This window comes from Paraburkholderia sp. WC7.3g (assembly GCF_050436345.1).
In the GTDB taxonomy this organism is placed as follows: Bacteria; Pseudomonadota; Gammaproteobacteria; order Burkholderiales; family Burkholderiaceae; genus Paraburkholderia; species Paraburkholderia podalyriae.
In genome coordinates, this window is record NZ_JBNDMA010000004.1 from 886,131 (window position 1) to 904,285 (window position 18,155).

Consider the following 18,155-nt stretch of genomic DNA (forward strand, 5'->3'; position numbering starts at 1 on the left):
GCGGACCTTCATGTGCAGATCATGTCAGTCGCGTACCCGGTCTCATGGAAGAACAGGAAGGTGCACGGTGATCGCGCAGCCGTTTCCCGGTGAACTGACAACAACGATCTGACCACCCAGCATCAGGACGCGCTCTTCCATCCCCGCCAGTCCGAACGATCTTTTTCTGGTCGCCAGAGGATCGAATCCTTGACCGTCGTCCCGTACTTCCAGCACACAGGAATCCGGCGTTCGCTCGAGCGTGATGATCACCTGGCTGGCCGCAGCGTGACGGGCAACATTGGTCAGCGCCTCCTGGACTACGCGAAACAGCACGATGGCGCGGTCCTCGCTCAGTACAAGGTTTTCGTCCGGCACGCGGAGGAGACACACCGTGCGCGGGTTGCGGTTGAATTCTGCAGCGAGCCACTCGAGCGCAGCCCCAATGCCTGCGTCCAGTGCTGCAGGGCGTAGCGACGCGATGACACCCCGGACAACCCGCATGGTGTTGTCCACCAGCGCCGTCAGTGCCTGGGCCTGTTCGGCCAGCGCTGGGAGGTCCTTGCCAAACTGCAGGGCTAACATCGATGCCCTCATGCGAAGCGCGGTAAGGTGTTGTCCCAGTTCGTCGTGCATTTCCCGTGCAATGTGCTTACGCTCTTCCTCTCGAGCCGTCTCCCGACGGGAGGTGAGCTCTCGCAGCATCTCGTAGGACTCACGCAAGCGGTGCTCTGCTTCCTTGCGTTCCGTCAGATCGAGCACGAACGCGACACCCTCGTTTCCGCCCTCCTCGAACGTGGCGACGCCGATCAGCACGGGCACGCGGCTGCCGTCTTTGCGGAAGTACTCCTTTTCGAAGGGTTCCAGACGCCCAGTCACTTTCTGCTGTGGTATCCATTGACTCAGGTCACGGGCGAGCCATTCCGGTGGCGTGAGGTCCATCCAGCGTAGCCGGCCCGCCATGAGGTCATCGCGGTCGTAACCCACGATGCGCAGAAACGCGTCGTTGGCCTCGAGAATGTGACCCTCGAGATCCCATATGAAAATACCAATGATGTTGGCGTCGACCAGGCGCCGGATCTTGGCTTCGCGGTGTTCGAGGCCGCGGTACAAGCGGGTATTCTCGAGTGAAGTCGCCGCCTGCGAAGCAAGGAGCCGGAGCACCACAACCCGGGCCGGCGCGAAGACGCGCGTGGTCAGATTGTTTTCGAGGTAGAGCGCGCCGATGAGCGTGGCCTGATTGATCAAGGGCAGGCAGAGAACAGAACGCGCCCTCCGATGGTGGATGTAGGGGTCCCCGGCAAACGATGGATCGAGTGCGGCATCGTCAAGAACGAGGCTCTCCCGCGTGCGCAGGACGTGGAAGAGGACTGACTCCGGCAACACCGCGGTGCTCACTGGAACGTCGCACAGTTCCACATGAGTCGAGTCGAGGCGGGTCGTAGCTTCTGCGGCAACGTGCTGTTCACCGCCGCCCAGCAAAATTAGCAGCCCACGCTCAGCACCGGCCTGTTCAATCGCTGTTCGCATTAGCGTTTTGATCAGCTTCTCAAGCACGATCTCGCCCGACACGGCCTGCGATACCTTGATCATGGTGGCGAGGTCGAGGTGTTCGACCGGCGCCGAGATTGTGCTCGTCGGGGGGGGCGCGGACTCTTCCGTCCTAAGGTACGGATACTCCTCGTCTAGTTGCCGGACCTTTCCGTCGGCTCCCCAACGCAGGTAGCCGTAGCGGGCGTCCTGCAAATACACGCGGGCAATTTTCTCAAGACCGTGCGCCGCGTAGAAGCGGGACGCGAGTTCATTGGCAAGCGCCTCATGGTGGACAAAATCGTTTGCCTGCGCCGAGTGGATGGCCTGCTCGTAGAGCCGCATCGCGTCACCATCGCGCCCTTCCAGGCGGGCGATCTCGGCACCGACCAGTGCGGCGCGGTTCTCGAAATTCTCCGGACCATTCACCGCCCACAGTTGAAGTTGCCTGTGATGCGCAACCACGGCGTCAAGGTGCTGCTGCCGCTCGCCCGCTGCTGCGCAGTCGCACCATGCGGCTCGCGCCAGTGCGCCGTAAAAGTGATATTCGGCCTCCTCAAAGAGTGAGGATGAGGTCCAGAGCAGCCGTTGCGCCTTCGATGCGGCGTCCAAAGCCGTCGCATAGTCGCCGGCGATGTAGCGTGCCTGCACTTTCCGGATCCAGTACCAACATGCAGCGATCGCCAGAACCGGGTTGTTGGACAGATGGTATTCGGTGCGAAGTTCATTGAACTGCCCGTCGTCAAAGCAACCGAATTTCGGCGTCAAGCCGCGCAGCGTGCGGATCAGCGAGAGTTGCGTGGTGATGATGTCAATGACAAGGCCGAACCGCGCCTTCTCCGCGAACGCAAGGCTATGTTCGGCTTCGCCTTGCACGTCAGGCAGCGGCTCGCCGGCGAAAAGCAGGTCGGAGTTGAGGCTGCTGCACGTGTATGCCCCATGCGTGAGGTCTCCGATCCGGTTCGCCGCGTCGAACGCGCGGCGCATCAGATCACGGCAAGCCCGCACGTGTTTCGTCCAGAACACGACAAAAAGCGCGAAGCAAAAATAGGTGCTCGCCTCGAAGCGATTTAGCTCGCGTCGTTCGACCAGTTCGTAGCCGAGCTGGCCGAATCGAAATCCGGCCTGGTAGTCGCCAAAACGCGGTCCGGCAATCTTGCTGAGCTGGACATAGGCGAAACACGATGCATCGCAGTTGCCACGCTCAAGGCAGAGACTGACCGCCTTGCAGACCGTCAGCGAAGCCAGGTTCGCATCCGTAAAGAAGGCCGGCGGCAAGACCCTAACCAGGACGGCGACGGTCGCGAGGGATGCCGGGTCTTCCATCGGCGGCAAATCGATGAGTTCCTCGATTGTCCGGCCCGCAAGCCGTGACCCGATGCGCTCGTATTCGCGTCGTACCTCATCGTCTTGCGGATGGGGTGCCCAGTCGATACCGACGTGCCGGAGGTAGTCGAGACAAACAGCGACCGCGCGGCCGCTTTGATCGAGGGTCGTGCAGACATCCATGTGCAGGCACGCGACGCTGGCCTTTTCGACCGTTGTCGTGGCGCGATTGGACAGCGCCGCCAATCGCGCCTCTGCGACCAATAACTGGCCGGTCAAAAATTCGCATTCGGCCCGGTTCAGCTCCAGCGCAAAGATCAGCTCGCGCCGGCGCGCCCAGCCATCTTCCGCCAACAGCGCCGCACCGGCATTGAGATAGGTGAGCGCCGCGGTGTAGGCGGTAGACCCCTTGGCGCGCTGGCCGGCGAGCAGGTTGAGCTCGGCGAGGTGCTCACGTTCTTGTTCAGTATGCAGTGCGGTGCCGCGGTTGAGCTGACCCACGATCTCGAAGATCGACGCCTCCCGTTTCTCGGCAGGCGTGTGCGTCAGCAGCAGCCTCCCGATTCGAAGATGGACCTCAGCGCGGGACGCTTCCCGGATCAGCGAATAGGCGGCTTCCTGAACCCGGTCGTGAACAAACCGGTAGGAGCCCTCCAACCGCTCAACCAATTCCTGACGAAGCGCCTCCCACAGCACCGCGTGGACCTGATCCTCCGAAGCTCCCAGAACGATCGAAAGCATAGCGATCGTGGCAACGTTGCCGAGGCAGGCGAACTGCTGCAACGCCTGCTGCGTGTCGGCCGGCAGGCGCGTCAGCTTGCCGACCATCAGGTCGACGACATTCTCGGTATAACCCTTGGCATGGATGCGATGGAGATCCCAGCACCAGCACGCCTGCTCATGATCGAAGGTGAGTAAGTCCTCGTCAGCGAGCGCGTACAGAAACTGAATCACGAAGAACGGATTGCCGGCGGTCTTCTCCTGCACCAGTCGCGCGAGCGGCGCGGCGCGCTCCGGCTCGCAGTGAAGCGCATCGCCCGTCAACCGATCGATTTCCTCCTGGGCGAGCGGCGCAAGCGTGATCTCCTCGATCTTGGTGCCGGCGTTTTTGATCGATTCAAGCTTGCGCATCAGCGGATGGCTGGCATCGACCTCATTGTCGCGGTAAGCGCCGATCAACATCAGGTGCTGCAGCTCCGAGCCGGTCAGCAGATCCTCCAGCAGGTCGAGCGTCGCCGAGTCGAGCCACTGCAGATCATCGAGAAACAGCGCGAGCGGATGTTCCGGTTGGGCAAAGACGCTTATGAATCGGCGGAACGCGAGCCGGAAACGCCTTTGCGCCTGCTGCGGCTCAAGTTGCGGGACCGGCGGCGGCTCACCGATGATGAGCTTCAGTTCGGGGATGAGGTCGGTCATGAGCCGTGCATTGGGATCCAGCGCCTCCAGAAGCGCGCCGCGCCAGCTCGCCAGCTCGGCGTCGCTCTTGCCAAGCAGCGGTCGCACGAGACCCTGAAAAGCCTGCACCAGGGTCGAATAGGGGTTGTCGCGCTTGTACTGGTCGAACTTGCCGCAGGCGAACAGCCCCCGTGGCGGCACTAACACCTGGTGCAGCTCATTGACAACCGAGGATTTGCCGATGCCGGAATAGCCCGAGACGAGCACCAATTCGGGCGCGCCGCCCGTCACCACGCGGTCGAAGGCCGCAAGCAGAGTGTCGACCTCGCGTGCCCTCCCATACAACTTCTCCGAGATCAGCAGCCGGTCGGGCGTGTCGTGTTCGGCCAGTTGGAAGTCATCGATGCGGCACTGACGCTGCCATTCAGCCAGGCAGCGCCGAAGATCATGCTCGACACCGGCGGCAGTCTGGTAGCGCTCCTCGACGGTCTTCGCGAGCAGCTTCATGGCGAGCTGGGAGAGGGCAGCGGGGACCGTCTCCAACCGCGCGCCGGGCGGCACCGGCTTTCGGGCGATGTGGCAGTGCACCCATTCCATCGGGTCAGCGGCCGTAAATGGCAACTCGCCGGTGAGCATCTGATAGAGCGTGATGCCGAACGAATAGAGGTCGCTACGCGAATCGATTGAGCGATTCATCCGACCAGTCTGCTCGGGCGCCATATAGGCGCGCGTACCGGCAATGGTTTCAGGCGGCTCGGGTGCCTGTCGCTCACGCAGGAGCCGCGAAGCGATGCCGAAGCCGGTGAGCCGCGCCTGTCCGTCCGCGCAGTTCGCGAGGATATGGGCGGGCTTGAGGTCCTTATGGACGAGGCCACGCTGGTGCAGCTTGCCGAGCGCTGCAGCGATGCAGACCGCGAGGCGCAAAACACTTTCCACCGGCATGGGCGCGCCGAGCAGCCGCGCGAGTGGCTCACCGCCCGGATCCTCGAGCAACAGCAGCATCCGGCCGCCTTCGCGCACCAGCTCCAGCGGCCGCACGGCCCACGCGCCGTCGAGTTCGTCCTTCAGCCCGAATTCGTGAGCGAGGCGATCGAGGCTGGCGGGTGGCGGATGCTCGGCGGCGGGCCGCGCAACCAGTACGCTGTGGCCGCCGCCATGGCCCGGATGCCGCCCTCGACACAGGATGCGCTCACCATCGTCCCACAGAATCTGAAGGCTATTACTCATCGGCACCCATACCTTCTGTTGCGCGTTCGCGTTGTAGCGGCAGTGCATGAACGGTTGCTCGCCTGAGCATGAACCGACGTGAATCGTTGCAGATGGCGCGCCGACTTGGAGCGCCGCATCACCTTCTCGCGCACGCGTGTGGGCTGGTGCGAATGCTCCGCCCGGTTGTTCAGTCCTTTGTGCTGCCGATGCCTGACGTTCGGGCCCAGTTCCTTGTTCGCCGCCGCGTAGCTGCGCTCGCGCAGCGGTCGACCGAAGAAATCTCCCTCCGTCACAAGCGTCCTCGGACTCATCCGCACCTCCTCGAAAAATGCAGGATTCTCACGTTAATATACAGAGATGGACCCGACGCTCCCTTCGGTCCACACTGACCGCCCAACCTGGCCCGGTTGGAGTTCATCATGGTAATCCACATTGTCGGCATTGATCTGGCCAAACAGGTCTTTCAGTTGCACGGTGCCGACCGTCGCGGTCGCGCGGTGCACCGGGCGAAGGTTTCCCGAGGCTCGTTGCTGGAGAGCGTCAGGACGCTGAAGCCACACATGGTGGTGATGGAGGCATGCAGTACTGCTCATCACTGGGCACGCCGCTTCCAGTCGATCGGCACTGAGGTGCGACTGATCAGCCCGCAGTACGTCGCACCATTCGTTAAGACAACAAGAATGACCGTAACGATGCCAAAGCCATCGTCGAAGCCGCCTGCCGACCGACCATGCGCTTCGTGAGCATCAAATCGGTCGAGCAGCAGGATATCCAGGCCGCACACCGCATGAGGGCGATCTGATGCGCCATCGTGCCGCTCTCAGTAACCCGATGCGCGGGCTGCTTGGCGAACGAGGTCAGAGCATTTCCCGTTCACCACAAGCCTTCAGACGAGCGGTCCCCGAGTTGCTTCGCGCCTCCAGTGACGAGCTGACACCGTTCTGCCAGACGCTTGTAGACGCCCGTCAACCTAACAGAGCCAAACCGCAGATCGCACTGAAGAGTGGGCGAGGCGTGCTTCCACACCTCCTGAGCTCAGTGCGATCAACGAAGGCTGCCCGGACGTGATGCGGAATGCAAAACGCCACTCGAGTATCGCATAGGGAGACGCGTCCTCTACACTTTAACGCAAGTACTTGGCGATGGACCTACCTGCGCTCGTAGATTGATACCTCCGTTGCATACACGAAGAACGATTGAGCCGGACGGTAGAACGAACATGATGCATCGGCATTGAACGCGACCAGGGCGCGCTCGTAGGCCCGGAAAGCACCAACATTGGCTACATCATCAAACCAGAGGCTGGCCACACCCTGGTAGATGGGTGCATCTTTCGCGCTGAAATATGCCCGCATGGCTTGAACTCCGGGATTTGCCTGTTGTGTACGCAGCGACGCAGGGTGGCCGCTGCAATCGGCTCGGCGGCGAGCGCATGTTCGTGCGCCTGCGCCCACCGCTTGAAGAACACCGGTAGCGCGAGTCCTTCAACGGCCCGCAAATAGTGCAGTACCTTGGCGCCGCAAGCCCGGCCCGGGTGATGCGGTGGTCCATTGCCGCAGCGAGGCGCAGGCGCAGGAGGTCATGCATGCCATTGCCTCGCGGCTGGCGGAATGCGGGTTGCAGATGCATCCTGAAAAGTCAAAGATCGTGTATTGCAAGGACCGAAGTCGCAACCAAGCCTACCCGAATGTGAATTTTACATTTCTGGGCTTTCAGTTTCGTCCGCGAAGGGTGCTGACGAGGTCCGGGCGGCTTTCCACGAGCTTTCTGCCCGGCGTGAGTCCTGCTGCCCTGAAACGGATGAGACAGGCGGTGCGGCGGTGGCGGCTGTCTCGTCAAACGTCAGGGTCACTGGTCGATCTGGCCGAGCAATGCAATCCCACGATACGTGGCTGGTGGAACTACTATGGGGCTTTCTATCCGACGGCCATGCACGGACTCGGTCGGTATCTCGACCGCAAGCTCGTGCGCTGGGCTCAGCGCAAGTACAAGACACTGCGACGGCACAAACGGCGCAGTGAGGAGTGGTTGCACAAGATGAAGAAGGCCTACCCGCGACAGTTCGTACACTGGCAGTTTCAAGGGGCACAGGTTGGATAGCGGGAGCCGTATGACGCGCGAGTGTCACGTACGGTTCTGCGAGAGACTTCGGGCGCAATTCCCCGGGGTCTACTCACCCCTACGTCAAGGTGGGCGGCCAGTGGAAGTACTTGTATCGCGCGGTGGACAAGGCCGGTAATACGCTGGATTTCCTGTTGCGGGCGCATCGCGACAAAGCTGCCGCGCGCCGTTACTTCGAGAAAGCCATCGACCGGAACGGTATACCCGAAACGGTAACCATCGACAAAAGCGGCGCCAATCTCGCCGCGCTCGAAGCGATCAATGCCGATCGTGAAGCGCCCATCAGGATCCGCCAGTCCAAGGCAGTATGACTTTCCGTGAGGCAGGGGCTGGCCAGCCGTGACGAATCAGACGCGGGTTAGCATTGCTGCCAGAGCCGCACGGTGTGGACAGCGCCACACCCGGCGATTTCCGGCACGGAGGCCAGCATGGAAAACGATAGCACGGTGTACGTCGGTCTGGATGTTCACAAGGATTCGATCACGGTCGCCTACGCGATCGGCATGGGCGACGTGGAACTGCTCGGCAAGATCGGTACGACGAAGGCCGATATCGACCGCCTGTGCAGGCGCCTGCAGTCAAAGGGGCCACACGTGCACATCGTCTACGAAGCGGGTCCGTGTGGTTATGGGCTTTACCGGCAGCTCGTCCAGAAGGGATTCGACTGCATCGTGTGTGCACCATCGCTGATTCCGAAGAAGCCCGGCGAGCGCGTGAAGACGGATCGGCGCGATGCGATCAAACTGGTGCGAGCGCTGCGCGCCGGTGACCTGTCAGCGGTCTATGTCCCGGGCGTCGAGGATGAGGCATTCCGGGATCTGGCGCGGGCATGGGCCGGTGCCAGAGACGATCTGAAGCAGGCGCGGCAGCGGCTGAAGTCGTTCCTGCTCTCGCATGGCGTGCACTATACCGGGAACGCGAACTGGGGCGCCGCCCATCGGCGCTGGCTCAGCGCATATTCATTCGGGCACCCGTGGCGGCAACTGGCGTTTGACGAACACCGGCGCACGATCGAGGACCGACTCGCGCAGTGTGATCGCCTCGAAGCAGCGCTACGCGAGGCAGTCGTCAACTGGCGGTTTTATCCAGCCCTGCTGGGACTGCAGGCGATGCGGGGCGTGCAGTTCGTCACGGCCGTCGGGATACTGTCGGAACTGGGCGACCTGTCACGCTTCGAACATCCACGTCAACTGATGGCATGGCTGGGGGTGACGCCGTCGGAACATTCCTCGGGCGACAAGCGACGTCGGGGTAGCATCACCAAGACCGGCAACAGCTACGCCAGAAAGCTGCTGGTCGAGGCGGCCTGGAGCTACCGGCATCCTGCGCGCGTGAGCCGCGACATCCAGCGTCGGCACGAAGGTATTCCGAAGGCCATTATCGATCGCGCCTGGGACGCGCAGGTCCGGTTGTGCCGGCGATACCGGAAGCTGGCAGTGCGCGGCAAACACGTCAATATCGCGACGGTCGCCGTCGCCCGTGAACTAGCGGGCTTCATCTGGGACATCAGCCGCCTGGCGATGTCGCTTGCCACGTCACGCAGCGCACAGACCGCGTAAGCCGCCCGCCACTCAACGCAAGACAACAAGTGGAGGAGTTTCCTGAAGGCGGCGTAGCCCGGCACTCGAGTAACCCGCGAAGATATTTCGCAACGGGCATCACCAATTTGCGGCCCAAGACAGCGGCAGGCTCATGAGGCGGACCTCTGTAATGCGGTAGCCAATCCGCGGATATCAGTGTGATCCACCGTCGACCTTACTGCTACGCCGCCCTCAGGGAATTCTCGCGCCTATGAAAAAGCGAAAAATCAACATCGCGATTGACATGGAAAGTCATATCAATATCTAAATAACCTGGTCGAGCAGGATCATCGGGCGATCAAGCGACGAACCGGGCCCATGATGGGCTTCAAGGATTTCCGGTGTGCCCGCATCATCCTGTCAGGCATTGAGACGATGCATATGATCAGGAAAGGCCAGATGAAGGACAGCGGCGTTCCCCGAACCGCCGCCGATCAGTTCTATTCGTTGGTGGCGTAAGGACTCCTTGTCATTGCGGAACTTTCTTGCCTTACCAATCTTATCGCGACACAACCGTCCTGACCTGATGCGCAAAACTGGCGCCGAACTTGTCCGTCCACCGCCGGATCGATTCATGGCTGGCAACCACGCCGCGCTCGAACAGTAGCTCCTCGATGTCGCGAAGGCTGAGTTGAAAGCGGAAATACCACCGAACCGCGTGGCTGATGACTGACGCCGGGAATCGATGGCCATGGTAGAGCGATTTCGTCTTCTTCATCACGTCATCTTAGCTGACCAGCGCGCTAACGTGACAACGCCATCCGAACACTAGCTGCGTGGCGTCCGGATCTGTCCGACTATCGCAACCTGACCTCTGCTTGCCGAATTGCACTGAAGTCACTGGGACGTCGGTATCTAGAGTTGCACGACGAGATTGCCGACCTCGACGTCATGATCGCGACGCTTGTGGACGAACTCGCGCCCGATCTTGTCTCGCGAAATGCGATTGGTTACGAGTCGGCTTCGCAACTGCTACTGACCGCTGGCGACAACAGCGACCGGCTTCAGTCAGAGGCCAGCTTCGCCGCCCTTTGTGGCGTGAGCCCCGTCCCGGCGTCTTCCGGTAAGGTGACGCGACATCGACTAAATCGTGGTGGGGATCGCGCAGCAAACAGCGCCTTGCACATCATTGCCATCGGTCGCTTGAGAACCGACGCTCGCACAAAGGCCTATGTGGCCAAACGCGTCAGCGAGGGGCATTCGAAACTTGAAGCGATCCGCTGCCTCAAGCGCTATATCGCCCGGGAGGTCTATTACGTAATCCAGCAACGCAACCGCCAGATCACACAGACTCAAATTGCCCCTTGACCTTTAGAAGGGCGTCAACGGTGGTCCGATGAAGGGTGCCACGATGCTCGCTCCCTGCAGGCCCTAGCAGGTTGCGGAAATACCTCGCACGGAAGTCATCGCGAAGGATGGTAAAAGCGTTGATCTAGTAAGTTCACCCACTGGCCAGGAGATCATGCGCGGCGCCGACACGTTCACCGAGAGTCTGTTTTCCGTGCGTAAGCTCAACGATTTCGTTCCGAGCTCACATCCGCTGCGCTCGATTCGCGTCATGGCGAACGAGGCGCTGGCGAAGATGGATCGGTTGTTTGCCGGGATGTACGAGGCCGACATCAAGGGAGGCCGGCCGAGCATCGCGCCGGAGAAACTGCTGCGGGCCATGCTGCTTCAGGTGCTGTACAGCATCCGGTCTGAACGCCAGCTCATGGAGCAAACTCAATACAACCTGCTGTTTCGATGGTTTATCGGTCTGTCGATGGACGATTCAGTGTGGGTGCCGACGGTGTTCACGAAGAACCGCGAGCGTTTAATCCGGCACGATGCGGTGGTCGAATTCTTCAACGAAGTGCTGTCCATCGCGCAGAAGCAGAACTGGTTGTCGAACGAGCACTTCAGCGTGGACGGCACGCTGATCCAGGCGTGGGCGGGCCACAAGAGCTTCGTGCGCAAGGATGGCGAGGATGGGGATAACGACGGTGGCAGCGGCGAGAGTGACTTCAAGGGTAGCAAGCGAAGCAACGAAACGCACGAGTCGAAGACCGATCCCGATGCACGGCTTTACCGTAAGGGCAAGACGGCCAGTGAATTGCGTTATATGGGCCACACGCTGACTGACAACCGCCATGGGCTGGTGGTCAACGCCCGTGTGAGCCGGGCTGACGGACATGCAGAACGTGAAGCGGCCAAGGTCATGATCAACGACGCGCGGCAAGTTGCGGACGATGCCGCTGCGCAAATCACGCTGGGGGCGGACAAGGGTTACGACGCACAGGAATTCATCGAAGCTTGCCAGCAGATGAAGGTCACGCCGCACGTGGCGCAGAACACCTCGGGTCGGCGTTCGGCGGTGCCCGATGCGATTGCGCGCAGCGTGGGCTACGCGATATCGCAGCAAAAGCGCAAGCTGATCGAACAAGGTTTTGGGTGGGCGAAGACGGTAGGCCGCATGCGCCAGGTGATGGTGCGCGGGTTGAAGAGAGTCGACCAGATGTTCGTGTTGAACATGGCGGCCTACAACCTCGTGCGCATGCGCTCTCTGGGACAGGTCCGCCCGCAGTAGCCAAAATCGCGGTAATGGGGCGAAAAATGCGCCTCAAGCCGTCGAAAAAGAGCGGAACCGGCGTTGAAATTTCGCAATGCATAAAATCTGTGGCTGTAACCGCTCAGCAAGAGGGACGTTGCTTCTGCTGGGGTGTATTTCCGCAGCCTGCTAGGCGTGATGCCGTCGTTGAGTCGCCCGGGCGTGAGCAACGACAACCCTTATTCGGAATCGCTGTTCAAAACCCTAAAGTACCGGCCCGCTTATCCACTCAAGGCGTTCGATACCCTGTTTGCGGCCCGCACATGGGTCGCAGAACTGGTGCGCTGGTACAACCACGAACACCGCCACTGCGTGATCCGCTTCGTGACACCGGCCCAGCGCCATGCCAATCTTGATCAGGCCATTCTCGAGCGCCGCAAGATGCTCTACGAGGCTGCCCGCGGGCGTCATCCGCTCCGGTGGAAAGGCGACACGCGGGACTGGCAGCGCATTCTTGGGTTCATCTAAATCCCGATCTTGCTGCACCAAACAGCGCAACCTCGCAACCCCGAAACCAGGAGCTAAAAGCAGCTTGAATTGCAATCGTCGAGGCGACAACTAGCTTGAAAACTTCCGCCATTGAAGCTTTCCGACCTACTTCCTCTTCTGGGGGCCGCGTGCTCGTCCGTCTGTTCCGCTCGGCGAGAGCCGACCGTAATCGATTCATCGCGCTGTATCTCAGCATGGGCTTTGGCCTTCTGGTTACTGCTACTCTCTTTGTGTATGAGGCTCGCATCATCATCGTCGCCGACGGCCTAGGCGACGAGGAAGCGTTTGCCGTGCTGGGGACCGCGAACCGCGTTCTGAATGGCCTGGAAAATGCGGAAACCGGCCAGCGCGGTTACCTGTTGACAGGTGACGAAAGCTATCTGCAGCCGTATCAGCAGGGAGTCCGTGACCTCGATGACACGGTGCTGCGGTTACATCAGGTGGTAGTCGGCGACCAAAAATCTGTTGAGCTTGTGCGTCGCCTCCAGATTGCGAAGACCGACAAGGTCACTGAACTGGTGCGCACCATCGAGCTTGCTCGCAGCGGCAATCGCAATGCCGCCATCGCCCTTGTTCAGACCAACGAGGGCAAGCGTTACATGGAGGGGCTTCACTCCGAACTTGACTTGTTGCTGGATGACTGGCGGCAGAAGTGGAAGGTCGCTGTGCAGGAGGCACACCAGCGCCTTTTCTTCGGAACCGCCGCCCTGGCGGTCATCGCCGTGCTTGTGTGCTGCCTGATGATGTACACGGTCTTCGTTCAACGTCGGGCATTTGCAAGAATGCATGCTTACTCGGCCACCCTCGACCAACAGGCGACGCAGGACGCCCTGACTGGCCTGCCTAATCGCCGTCGGCTGCTGACTGCCCTTGACGCACTTGGCGCACTCGCTGAGCCTGGATTCCGGAGAACCGTGCTGCTCTATCTTGATGTCGATGGCTTCAAGAGCGTGAACGACGCACTTGGTCATAGCGCCGGCGACGCATTGCTGCGTCGGCTTGCAGAATCGCTTCGCGCAGCGACGCGTCAGAATGATGTGCTGGGGCGCGTCGGCGGCGACGAGTTGGTCCTGCTGGCACCTGATTGCAGCGACGACGGAAAACTACGGGAACTGGCGGGACGCCTCGTATCGTGCGTTCGTGCTGTCGGTAAGAACGAGTTCGGCGGGCGCTTCCCGATTGGCGTCAGCATCGGCATCGCGACGTACCCTGCTTCGTGCCATAGGTGCAGGTCGAAAATTTGTGTGAAGACGTGGCGCGCAGCGAATGCATAAATTACTAAATTAACTTTCATCTGCGCGCTATCAATACGACAGCGTGGTCCGCGTAGGCTGCATTCGTCAATTTCCTCGACGGAGAATCCATCGTGAAAACTTTTCACCGTGCCGCTATCGCTAGCCTATTGGCCGCTGCACTCGTCGTCCCGATCGTTTCGTATGCACAGACCGATGGTCCCAAGACTCGCGCGCAGGTGCAGGCCGAACTGGTCCAGCTCGAAAACGCTGGTTACCATCTGGACGGCGGCGACGCCGCGACTTATCCGGCGAAACTGCAGGCCGCCGAAGCCAAGGTCGATGCGCAAGAACAGCCAGCCGCCACGAGTTACGGCGGTACGTCGAACGGAGCGTCGCAGGCTGGCGGCAGCCGCGTTTCAACTGCCGACTGGAACGCGATGTACAACCACCCGTGATGCCCGAATCCACCTAAGGTGCAGTCACGCATTTGCTGATTTGCTGCGTGCGGGCTGCAGCAGAAAGACAGACTTTCTGCTTCGGGTTTGCGTCGTCACGACAGGCGTTTTCGGACAAAGCAATTTTCCTCTTCCGTAATGGGCGCTTCCGCCCATCGCGCTACTGGCGTTCGTGGCTGACCTTACTGATGTGCTGGTCGGATTGCTGCTGTGCCTTATGGAACCGCTTGTTTCTGTTGCCTGGTTGCGAAAAAACCTGACGCGACCGGACCTGATCATCCTGGAAGCAGGACTGCCAACGGCCGTATCAGCCGGCGCGGCACCGCCGACTGAGGACGAGGGAATGCCCGGTTCTATATACGTTGATCTCAATAAGTATTTCGCAGACGAGGATCAAGTTTTACCTCACATGCTGGCGGCACCCTGCAAGTTTTCGGAGGATGCGCGGGCGTTAGGCGGAAACCGCGACGATACGATTGTCGTATTCGATAAATTTGGCATTTACGCAAGCCCGCGGCTGCGGCTGGCATTCAAGGCTATGGGCCACGACAAAGTCGCGGTGCTTGATGGCGGCTTGCCTGCTTGGCGAGCGACCAGTCCCGCCGGCTACCCTCGTGCATCTGACGCGTACCGACAGCCGGGCAATTTCGTCGCAAACTTTCGATCACAAGTGTTTTGCGACGCAGAATTTGTTTGCGAAGCGATGCAATCCCCCGACTATGCGATTGTTGATGCGAGGTCTTCGGGACGATTCAAAGGAACGGCTCCTGAGCCACGAGCGGGCTTGCGTGGCGGACATATTCCTGGCGCAGTAAATATGCCCTTCGACTCGGTACTCGATCAAGGAGTTATGCGTTCTGCGGACGAATTGCGAACTATCTTCGATGGGCTTTCTTTGGCATCAAAGCGACTCGTTTTTAGCTGTGGTTCCGGAGTGACGGCGTGTGTTCCCGCTCTAGCGGCAGAGGTGATCGGAGTAACTGACATCAAGGTTTATGACGGGTCTTGGTCTGAATGGGGTGCCCGACGTGACCTGCCAATAAGCGTCAACTGATGTGGCCCAGTCCCGTTTACATCCCAGGGGAAGCGGAAGGCTCATTGGTGAACTTCAGAGTCGACTCGAGCAGAGGTGGCCATCACGCCGGCCGAACGTCCGTATAAGAGAAATGTGAGAGGCTGTTTTGGGTCGACGGCTGCCCGATCGCGATCAACGGCGGACCACACGGCCTGATCTATGTCGGTGACCGCACTTGCTTAGCAGGGAGCGTAACGTCGTCCGTGGGCTCAAATAGCATGGTAGCGTCTGGTTGCTGCTGCGGAAGGAACCATTGAGGTGCGGGGAATGTCGTCGTTCTATTGGCCCACACCCTGATGTGCTGCCGCTATGGCAGCATCACGCTCTTTTTTGGCTGCTGCCTTTTTCTCATCGAAAACTTTTTGTGCAGCGGCTACGTGCTTGTTATAGACACGATTGGCTGCGGCCACCTGTTGGTGCATCCTCACGATTTCGTCGGGATGCTCTGCAGCCGCCGGCGCACTGGTTGCGGAATTGTCTTGAGCCCAAACGGACGCGTTTGAAAGCACTGCAACGAAAATGGCCGAAGTGGTAACCACGAGAAATTTCATGATGAGCTCCCGGAGATATTGCGGATATGTCGCCGTCCAAACGTCGACGGATTTTTCACCCTACTCGGCCAGGCGGGTGAGACCAATGGGACCAAAGTCCGATAGCGGCCCCGGAACTCCGTACTCCCACCGCGCTGGACCCCGGCCCCATTTGAAACCATATGCGCAGCGAGCGGCCGACAACGCTCACGTCAAAGGCGAGTGCGCAGCCCCTTTCGCGGCATGGTCCTTGCACGACTGTGCAAACGCCTGGTTTCGGAAAATTGAGGCGGGACTTGTCAGCCGGCGGACTGGCAGCGGGCTGACCTGCCATTAGCGACAGTTCAGAAGCCACAGACGTGGAATATCGGTGACGGTGAAAGATGACGCAAAGGAGAAAAATAGGTGCCGGCAAGAACGATTAGCAAGGGCAAACACACCTACCGGATTGAACCGATCCGACTGGCTGAAGGCGGGTACACATTTGAGATCGTCCATATTGACCATACTGGAGACGCGATCAAAGAAGTGCGGCACGAACCGGGAATCACTTACGCGACAGAAGAGGCCGCCATGGACAATGGACTTCATGTGGCGGCAGAAATGGCTGAACAGCAGGACGACTGAACTCCGGAAGTTGTCGAGCTTGGCGGCGGGACACCCGCCCGCCGCCCCACGGATGGAATTCAGGAATGCTTCCCCTCACCCTTGAAGGGCGTTGTCACGTTCGCGCGCTGGTCAGCTAAGATGACGTGATGAAGAAGACGAAATCGCTCTACCATGGCCATCGATTCCCGGCGTCAGTCATCAGCCACGCGGTTCGGTGGTATTTCCGCTTTCAACTCAGCCTTCGCGACATTGAGGAGCTATTGTTCGAGCGCGGCGCGGTTGTCAGCCATGAATCGATCCGGCGGTGGACAGACAAGTTCGGCGCCAGTTTTGCGCATCAGGTCAGGACTGTCCGGCGCAAACCGGGCAGCACATGGCATCTCGACGAAATGTTCGTGACGCTGCGCGGCGAGCCCTGGCTGCTGTGGCGTGCAGTCGATGAGCACGGCATTGAACTCGACATCCTGCTTCAGAAGCGCCGCGACAAGGCCGCTGCCAAACGCTTCTTCAAACGGGTGTTGGCGGCCTGTCCTGCGGGGCCGAAGAAAATCGTCACCGACCAGTTGCGCAGCTACCCGGCCGCGAAAACAGAGATCCCTGAGCTGGCGAATGTGAAGCATGTGTTCGTCAAGGCCTGCGCGCGCGTGAATAACCGCGCTGAAAACAGATCCTATGAAGCATCCAGGTCGTCGACTGGCTAACGCCTAAAATCGGCGTACCGAGGTTTGCTCACGGGAGAGCATCATGCGTACAGATCAGGGATACACGCGTACTGCGGAACCGGCGCTGGCGGTGTCACTCGAACTCGCTGCGGCGAAGTGGAAGGTAGCGTTGCACGACGGGCAGCGGGAGCAGCCGGCGGTGTACACCGTAGCGCAACCGCAAGCCCCCGCGCGCCTACAGGCCGTGCTGGAAGTGATCGAACAACAGAAGCTGAAGTGGTCGCTGCCCGCGGGCGTGCACCTTGTCGTGAGTTATGAAGCCGGCCAGGACGCGTTCTGGATCTATCGGGCGCTACGGGCACGCGGTATCGAGTGTCATGTGGTCGATCCAGCGAGCATTCCGGTCGAGCGCCACAAGCGGCGTGCCAAGACTGACCGGCTTGATGCAATCAGGCTGGTGATCAGCCTGCGCGCGTGGCTGCGCGGCGAGCGCGACCGCATGCACGTGGTGCACGTGCCGTCACCGCAGGACGAAGCGTCCCGCCATCTGATGCGCGACCGAGGGGAACTGCAGAAAGAGGTGCTACAGCATCGTGACCGGATGCGCAAACTGCTTGTCACGCTCGGCTGCTGGGATGAGGTTGACCACAAGGCCTTCGCCGCCCGCCTCGCCCGTGACCAGGTGCGGTGTCACGACGGTGCGCCACTGCCGCGCGAGCTGCGGGAGCGGCTGCTGCGCGAGTGCGAACGGCTGGCGCTGGCCGTGCAGCAACTCGCGGCACTCGAGAAAACGCAACACGCTGGCCTGCCCGCACCCGCACGCGAAAGGATCGATCTTCTGACGCAGCTAAATGGCATTGGCCCGGTGGGTGGCTCGCGTCTGGCGCTCGAGCTGTTCTGGCGGGACTTCCATAACCGGCGCGAAGTTGGGGCCTGCGTAGGGCTGGTTCCACAACCCTACGACAGTGGCGAGAGCCAGGTGGACCAGGGGATCAGCAGGCAGGGCAACCGTCGCGTGCGCGCACTGCTGATTGAGATGGCGTGGTGCTGGATCCGTTACCAGCCTGGCAGTGCACTGGCGCAGTGGTTCAACCAGCGCACGCAAGGCACGGGACCGAATCGCCGCGTGCGGCGCATTGCGATCGTCGCAGTAGCACGACGCCTCGCGATCGCGCTGTGGCGCTACTTGAAGGACGGCGTGATACCCGAAGGCGCACAACTGAAGTCAGTCTGAGCCCGAAAGGTATCGCGACAACGCAATCAAGGGTGGAACGATACCTGTCGATCGAGAGTTTGAAGTGAACATGCCCGTGTTGATGGCGGGTTGCTAACGCGACCGATTAAACAGATGGGGCATGCTCCCGGAACAGGTT

The 18,155-nt window shown here is 60.5% G+C and carries 11 protein-coding genes and 8 pseudogenes; 14 read left to right on the forward strand and 5 right to left on the reverse strand.

Annotation, left to right across the window (positions count from 1 at the left end):
• Positions 1-42: 42 nt before the first annotated feature.
• Together OKW43_RS37440 and OKW43_RS37445 are read right to left on the reverse strand one after the other, a co-directional pair.
• Positions 43-5,457 (reverse strand): AAA family ATPase, encoded by a 5,415-nt coding sequence (locus OKW43_RS37440; RefSeq protein WP_429454746.1) that lies wholly within the window; start codon positions 5,455-5,457, stop codon positions 43-45.
• A 12-nt stretch (positions 5,458-5,469) separates the two neighbouring features.
• A pseudogene (locus OKW43_RS37445) lies at positions 5,470-5,744 on the reverse strand (DDE-type integrase/transposase/recombinase); the annotation flags it as partial.
• 114 nt (positions 5,745-5,858) lie between these two features.
• On the opposite strand from OKW43_RS37445, the pseudogene OKW43_RS37450 reads away from it, so the two are divergent.
• Positions 5,859-6,396 (forward strand): annotated as a pseudogene (locus OKW43_RS37450) (IS110 family transposase); the annotation flags it as partial.
• Positions 6,397-6,587: 191 nt separating this feature from the next.
• Here OKW43_RS37450 and OKW43_RS37455 read toward each other — a convergent pair.
• Positions 6,588-6,794, reverse strand: a complete 207-nt coding sequence (locus OKW43_RS37455) for a hypothetical protein (RefSeq protein WP_429453604.1) — start codon at positions 6,792-6,794, stop codon at positions 6,588-6,590.
• Positions 6,795-7,020: 226 nt separating this feature from the next.
• Between OKW43_RS37455 and OKW43_RS37460 the strand changes: the two genes are divergently transcribed.
• The 4 genes and pseudogenes from OKW43_RS37460 to OKW43_RS37475 form a co-directional block, all read left to right on the forward strand.
• Positions 7,021-7,539, forward strand: coding sequence for a group II intron maturase-specific domain-containing protein (locus tag OKW43_RS37460; RefSeq protein ID WP_429453606.1), 519 nt, complete (start codon positions 7,021-7,023; stop codon positions 7,537-7,539).
• Between the two features lie 80 nt (positions 7,540-7,619).
• Positions 7,620-7,862: pseudogene (locus OKW43_RS37465) on the forward strand (DDE-type integrase/transposase/recombinase); the annotation flags it as partial.
• 126 nt (positions 7,863-7,988) lie between these two features.
• On the forward strand, positions 7,989-9,119 hold the full coding sequence (locus OKW43_RS37470) for an IS110 family transposase (RefSeq protein WP_429453608.1): 1,131 nt from the start codon (positions 7,989-7,991) through the stop codon (positions 9,117-9,119).
• Between the two features lie 279 nt (positions 9,120-9,398).
• Positions 9,399-9,599 (forward strand): annotated as a pseudogene (locus OKW43_RS37475) (DDE-type integrase/transposase/recombinase); the annotation flags it as partial.
• Positions 9,600-9,660: 61 nt separating this feature from the next.
• Here OKW43_RS37475 and OKW43_RS37480 read toward each other — a convergent pair.
• Positions 9,661-9,858, reverse strand: a pseudogene (locus tag OKW43_RS37480) (IS6 family transposase); the annotation flags it as partial.
• Between the two features lie 29 nt (positions 9,859-9,887).
• Here OKW43_RS37480 and OKW43_RS37485 point away from each other — a divergent pair.
• The 6 genes and pseudogenes from OKW43_RS37485 to OKW43_RS37510 all read left to right on the forward strand — a co-directional run.
• Positions 9,888-10,448, forward strand: a pseudogene (locus OKW43_RS37485) (transposase); the annotation flags it as partial.
• Positions 10,449-10,602: 154 nt separating this feature from the next.
• Positions 10,603-11,706 carry an IS5 family transposase gene (locus OKW43_RS37490; protein WP_429444494.1) on the forward strand — a complete coding sequence of 368 codons (1,104 nt, stop codon included), beginning with the start codon at positions 10,603-10,605 and terminating at the stop codon, positions 11,704-11,706.
• Between the two features lie 150 nt (positions 11,707-11,856).
• Positions 11,857-12,195: pseudogene (locus OKW43_RS37495) on the forward strand (integrase core domain-containing protein); the annotation flags it as partial.
• Between the two features lie 95 nt (positions 12,196-12,290).
• Entirely contained in the window at positions 12,291-13,490 is a 1,200-nt protein-coding gene (locus OKW43_RS37500; RefSeq protein ID WP_429453610.1) for a diguanylate cyclase domain-containing protein, read from the forward strand.
• Positions 13,491-13,582: 92 nt separating this feature from the next.
• Entirely contained in the window at positions 13,583-13,906 is a 324-nt protein-coding gene (locus OKW43_RS37505) for a DUF4148 domain-containing protein (protein WP_187639355.1), read from the forward strand.
• Positions 13,907-14,078: 172 nt separating this feature from the next.
• The gene (locus OKW43_RS37510; protein ID WP_429453612.1) at positions 14,079-14,960 is read left to right on the forward strand and encodes a sulfurtransferase; all 882 of its coding nucleotides are present in this window, start codon (positions 14,079-14,081) and stop codon (positions 14,958-14,960) included.
• 299 nt (positions 14,961-15,259) lie between these two features.
• On the opposite strand, the gene OKW43_RS37515 is transcribed toward OKW43_RS37510, so the two are convergent.
• Complete coding sequence (locus OKW43_RS37515) at positions 15,260-15,532, reverse strand: hypothetical protein (protein ID WP_429453614.1); 273 nt, start codon at positions 15,530-15,532, stop codon at positions 15,260-15,262.
• A 384-nt stretch (positions 15,533-15,916) separates the two neighbouring features.
• On the opposite strand from OKW43_RS37515, the gene OKW43_RS37520 reads away from it, so the two are divergent.
• The 3 genes and pseudogenes from OKW43_RS37520 (at position 15,917) to OKW43_RS37530 (ending at position 18,016) form a co-directional block, all read left to right on the forward strand.
• Positions 15,917-16,138 (forward strand): hypothetical protein, encoded by a 222-nt coding sequence (locus tag OKW43_RS37520; RefSeq protein ID WP_429445300.1) that lies wholly within the window; start codon positions 15,917-15,919, stop codon positions 16,136-16,138.
• A gap of 128 nt (positions 16,139-16,266) precedes the next feature.
• Positions 16,267-16,806: pseudogene (locus OKW43_RS37525) on the forward strand (IS6 family transposase); the annotation flags it as partial.
• Positions 16,807-16,864: 58 nt separating this feature from the next.
• Positions 16,865-18,016, forward strand: coding sequence for an IS110 family transposase (locus OKW43_RS37530; protein WP_187636680.1), 1,152 nt, complete (start codon positions 16,865-16,867; stop codon positions 18,014-18,016).
• Positions 18,017-18,155 lie beyond the last annotated feature (139 nt).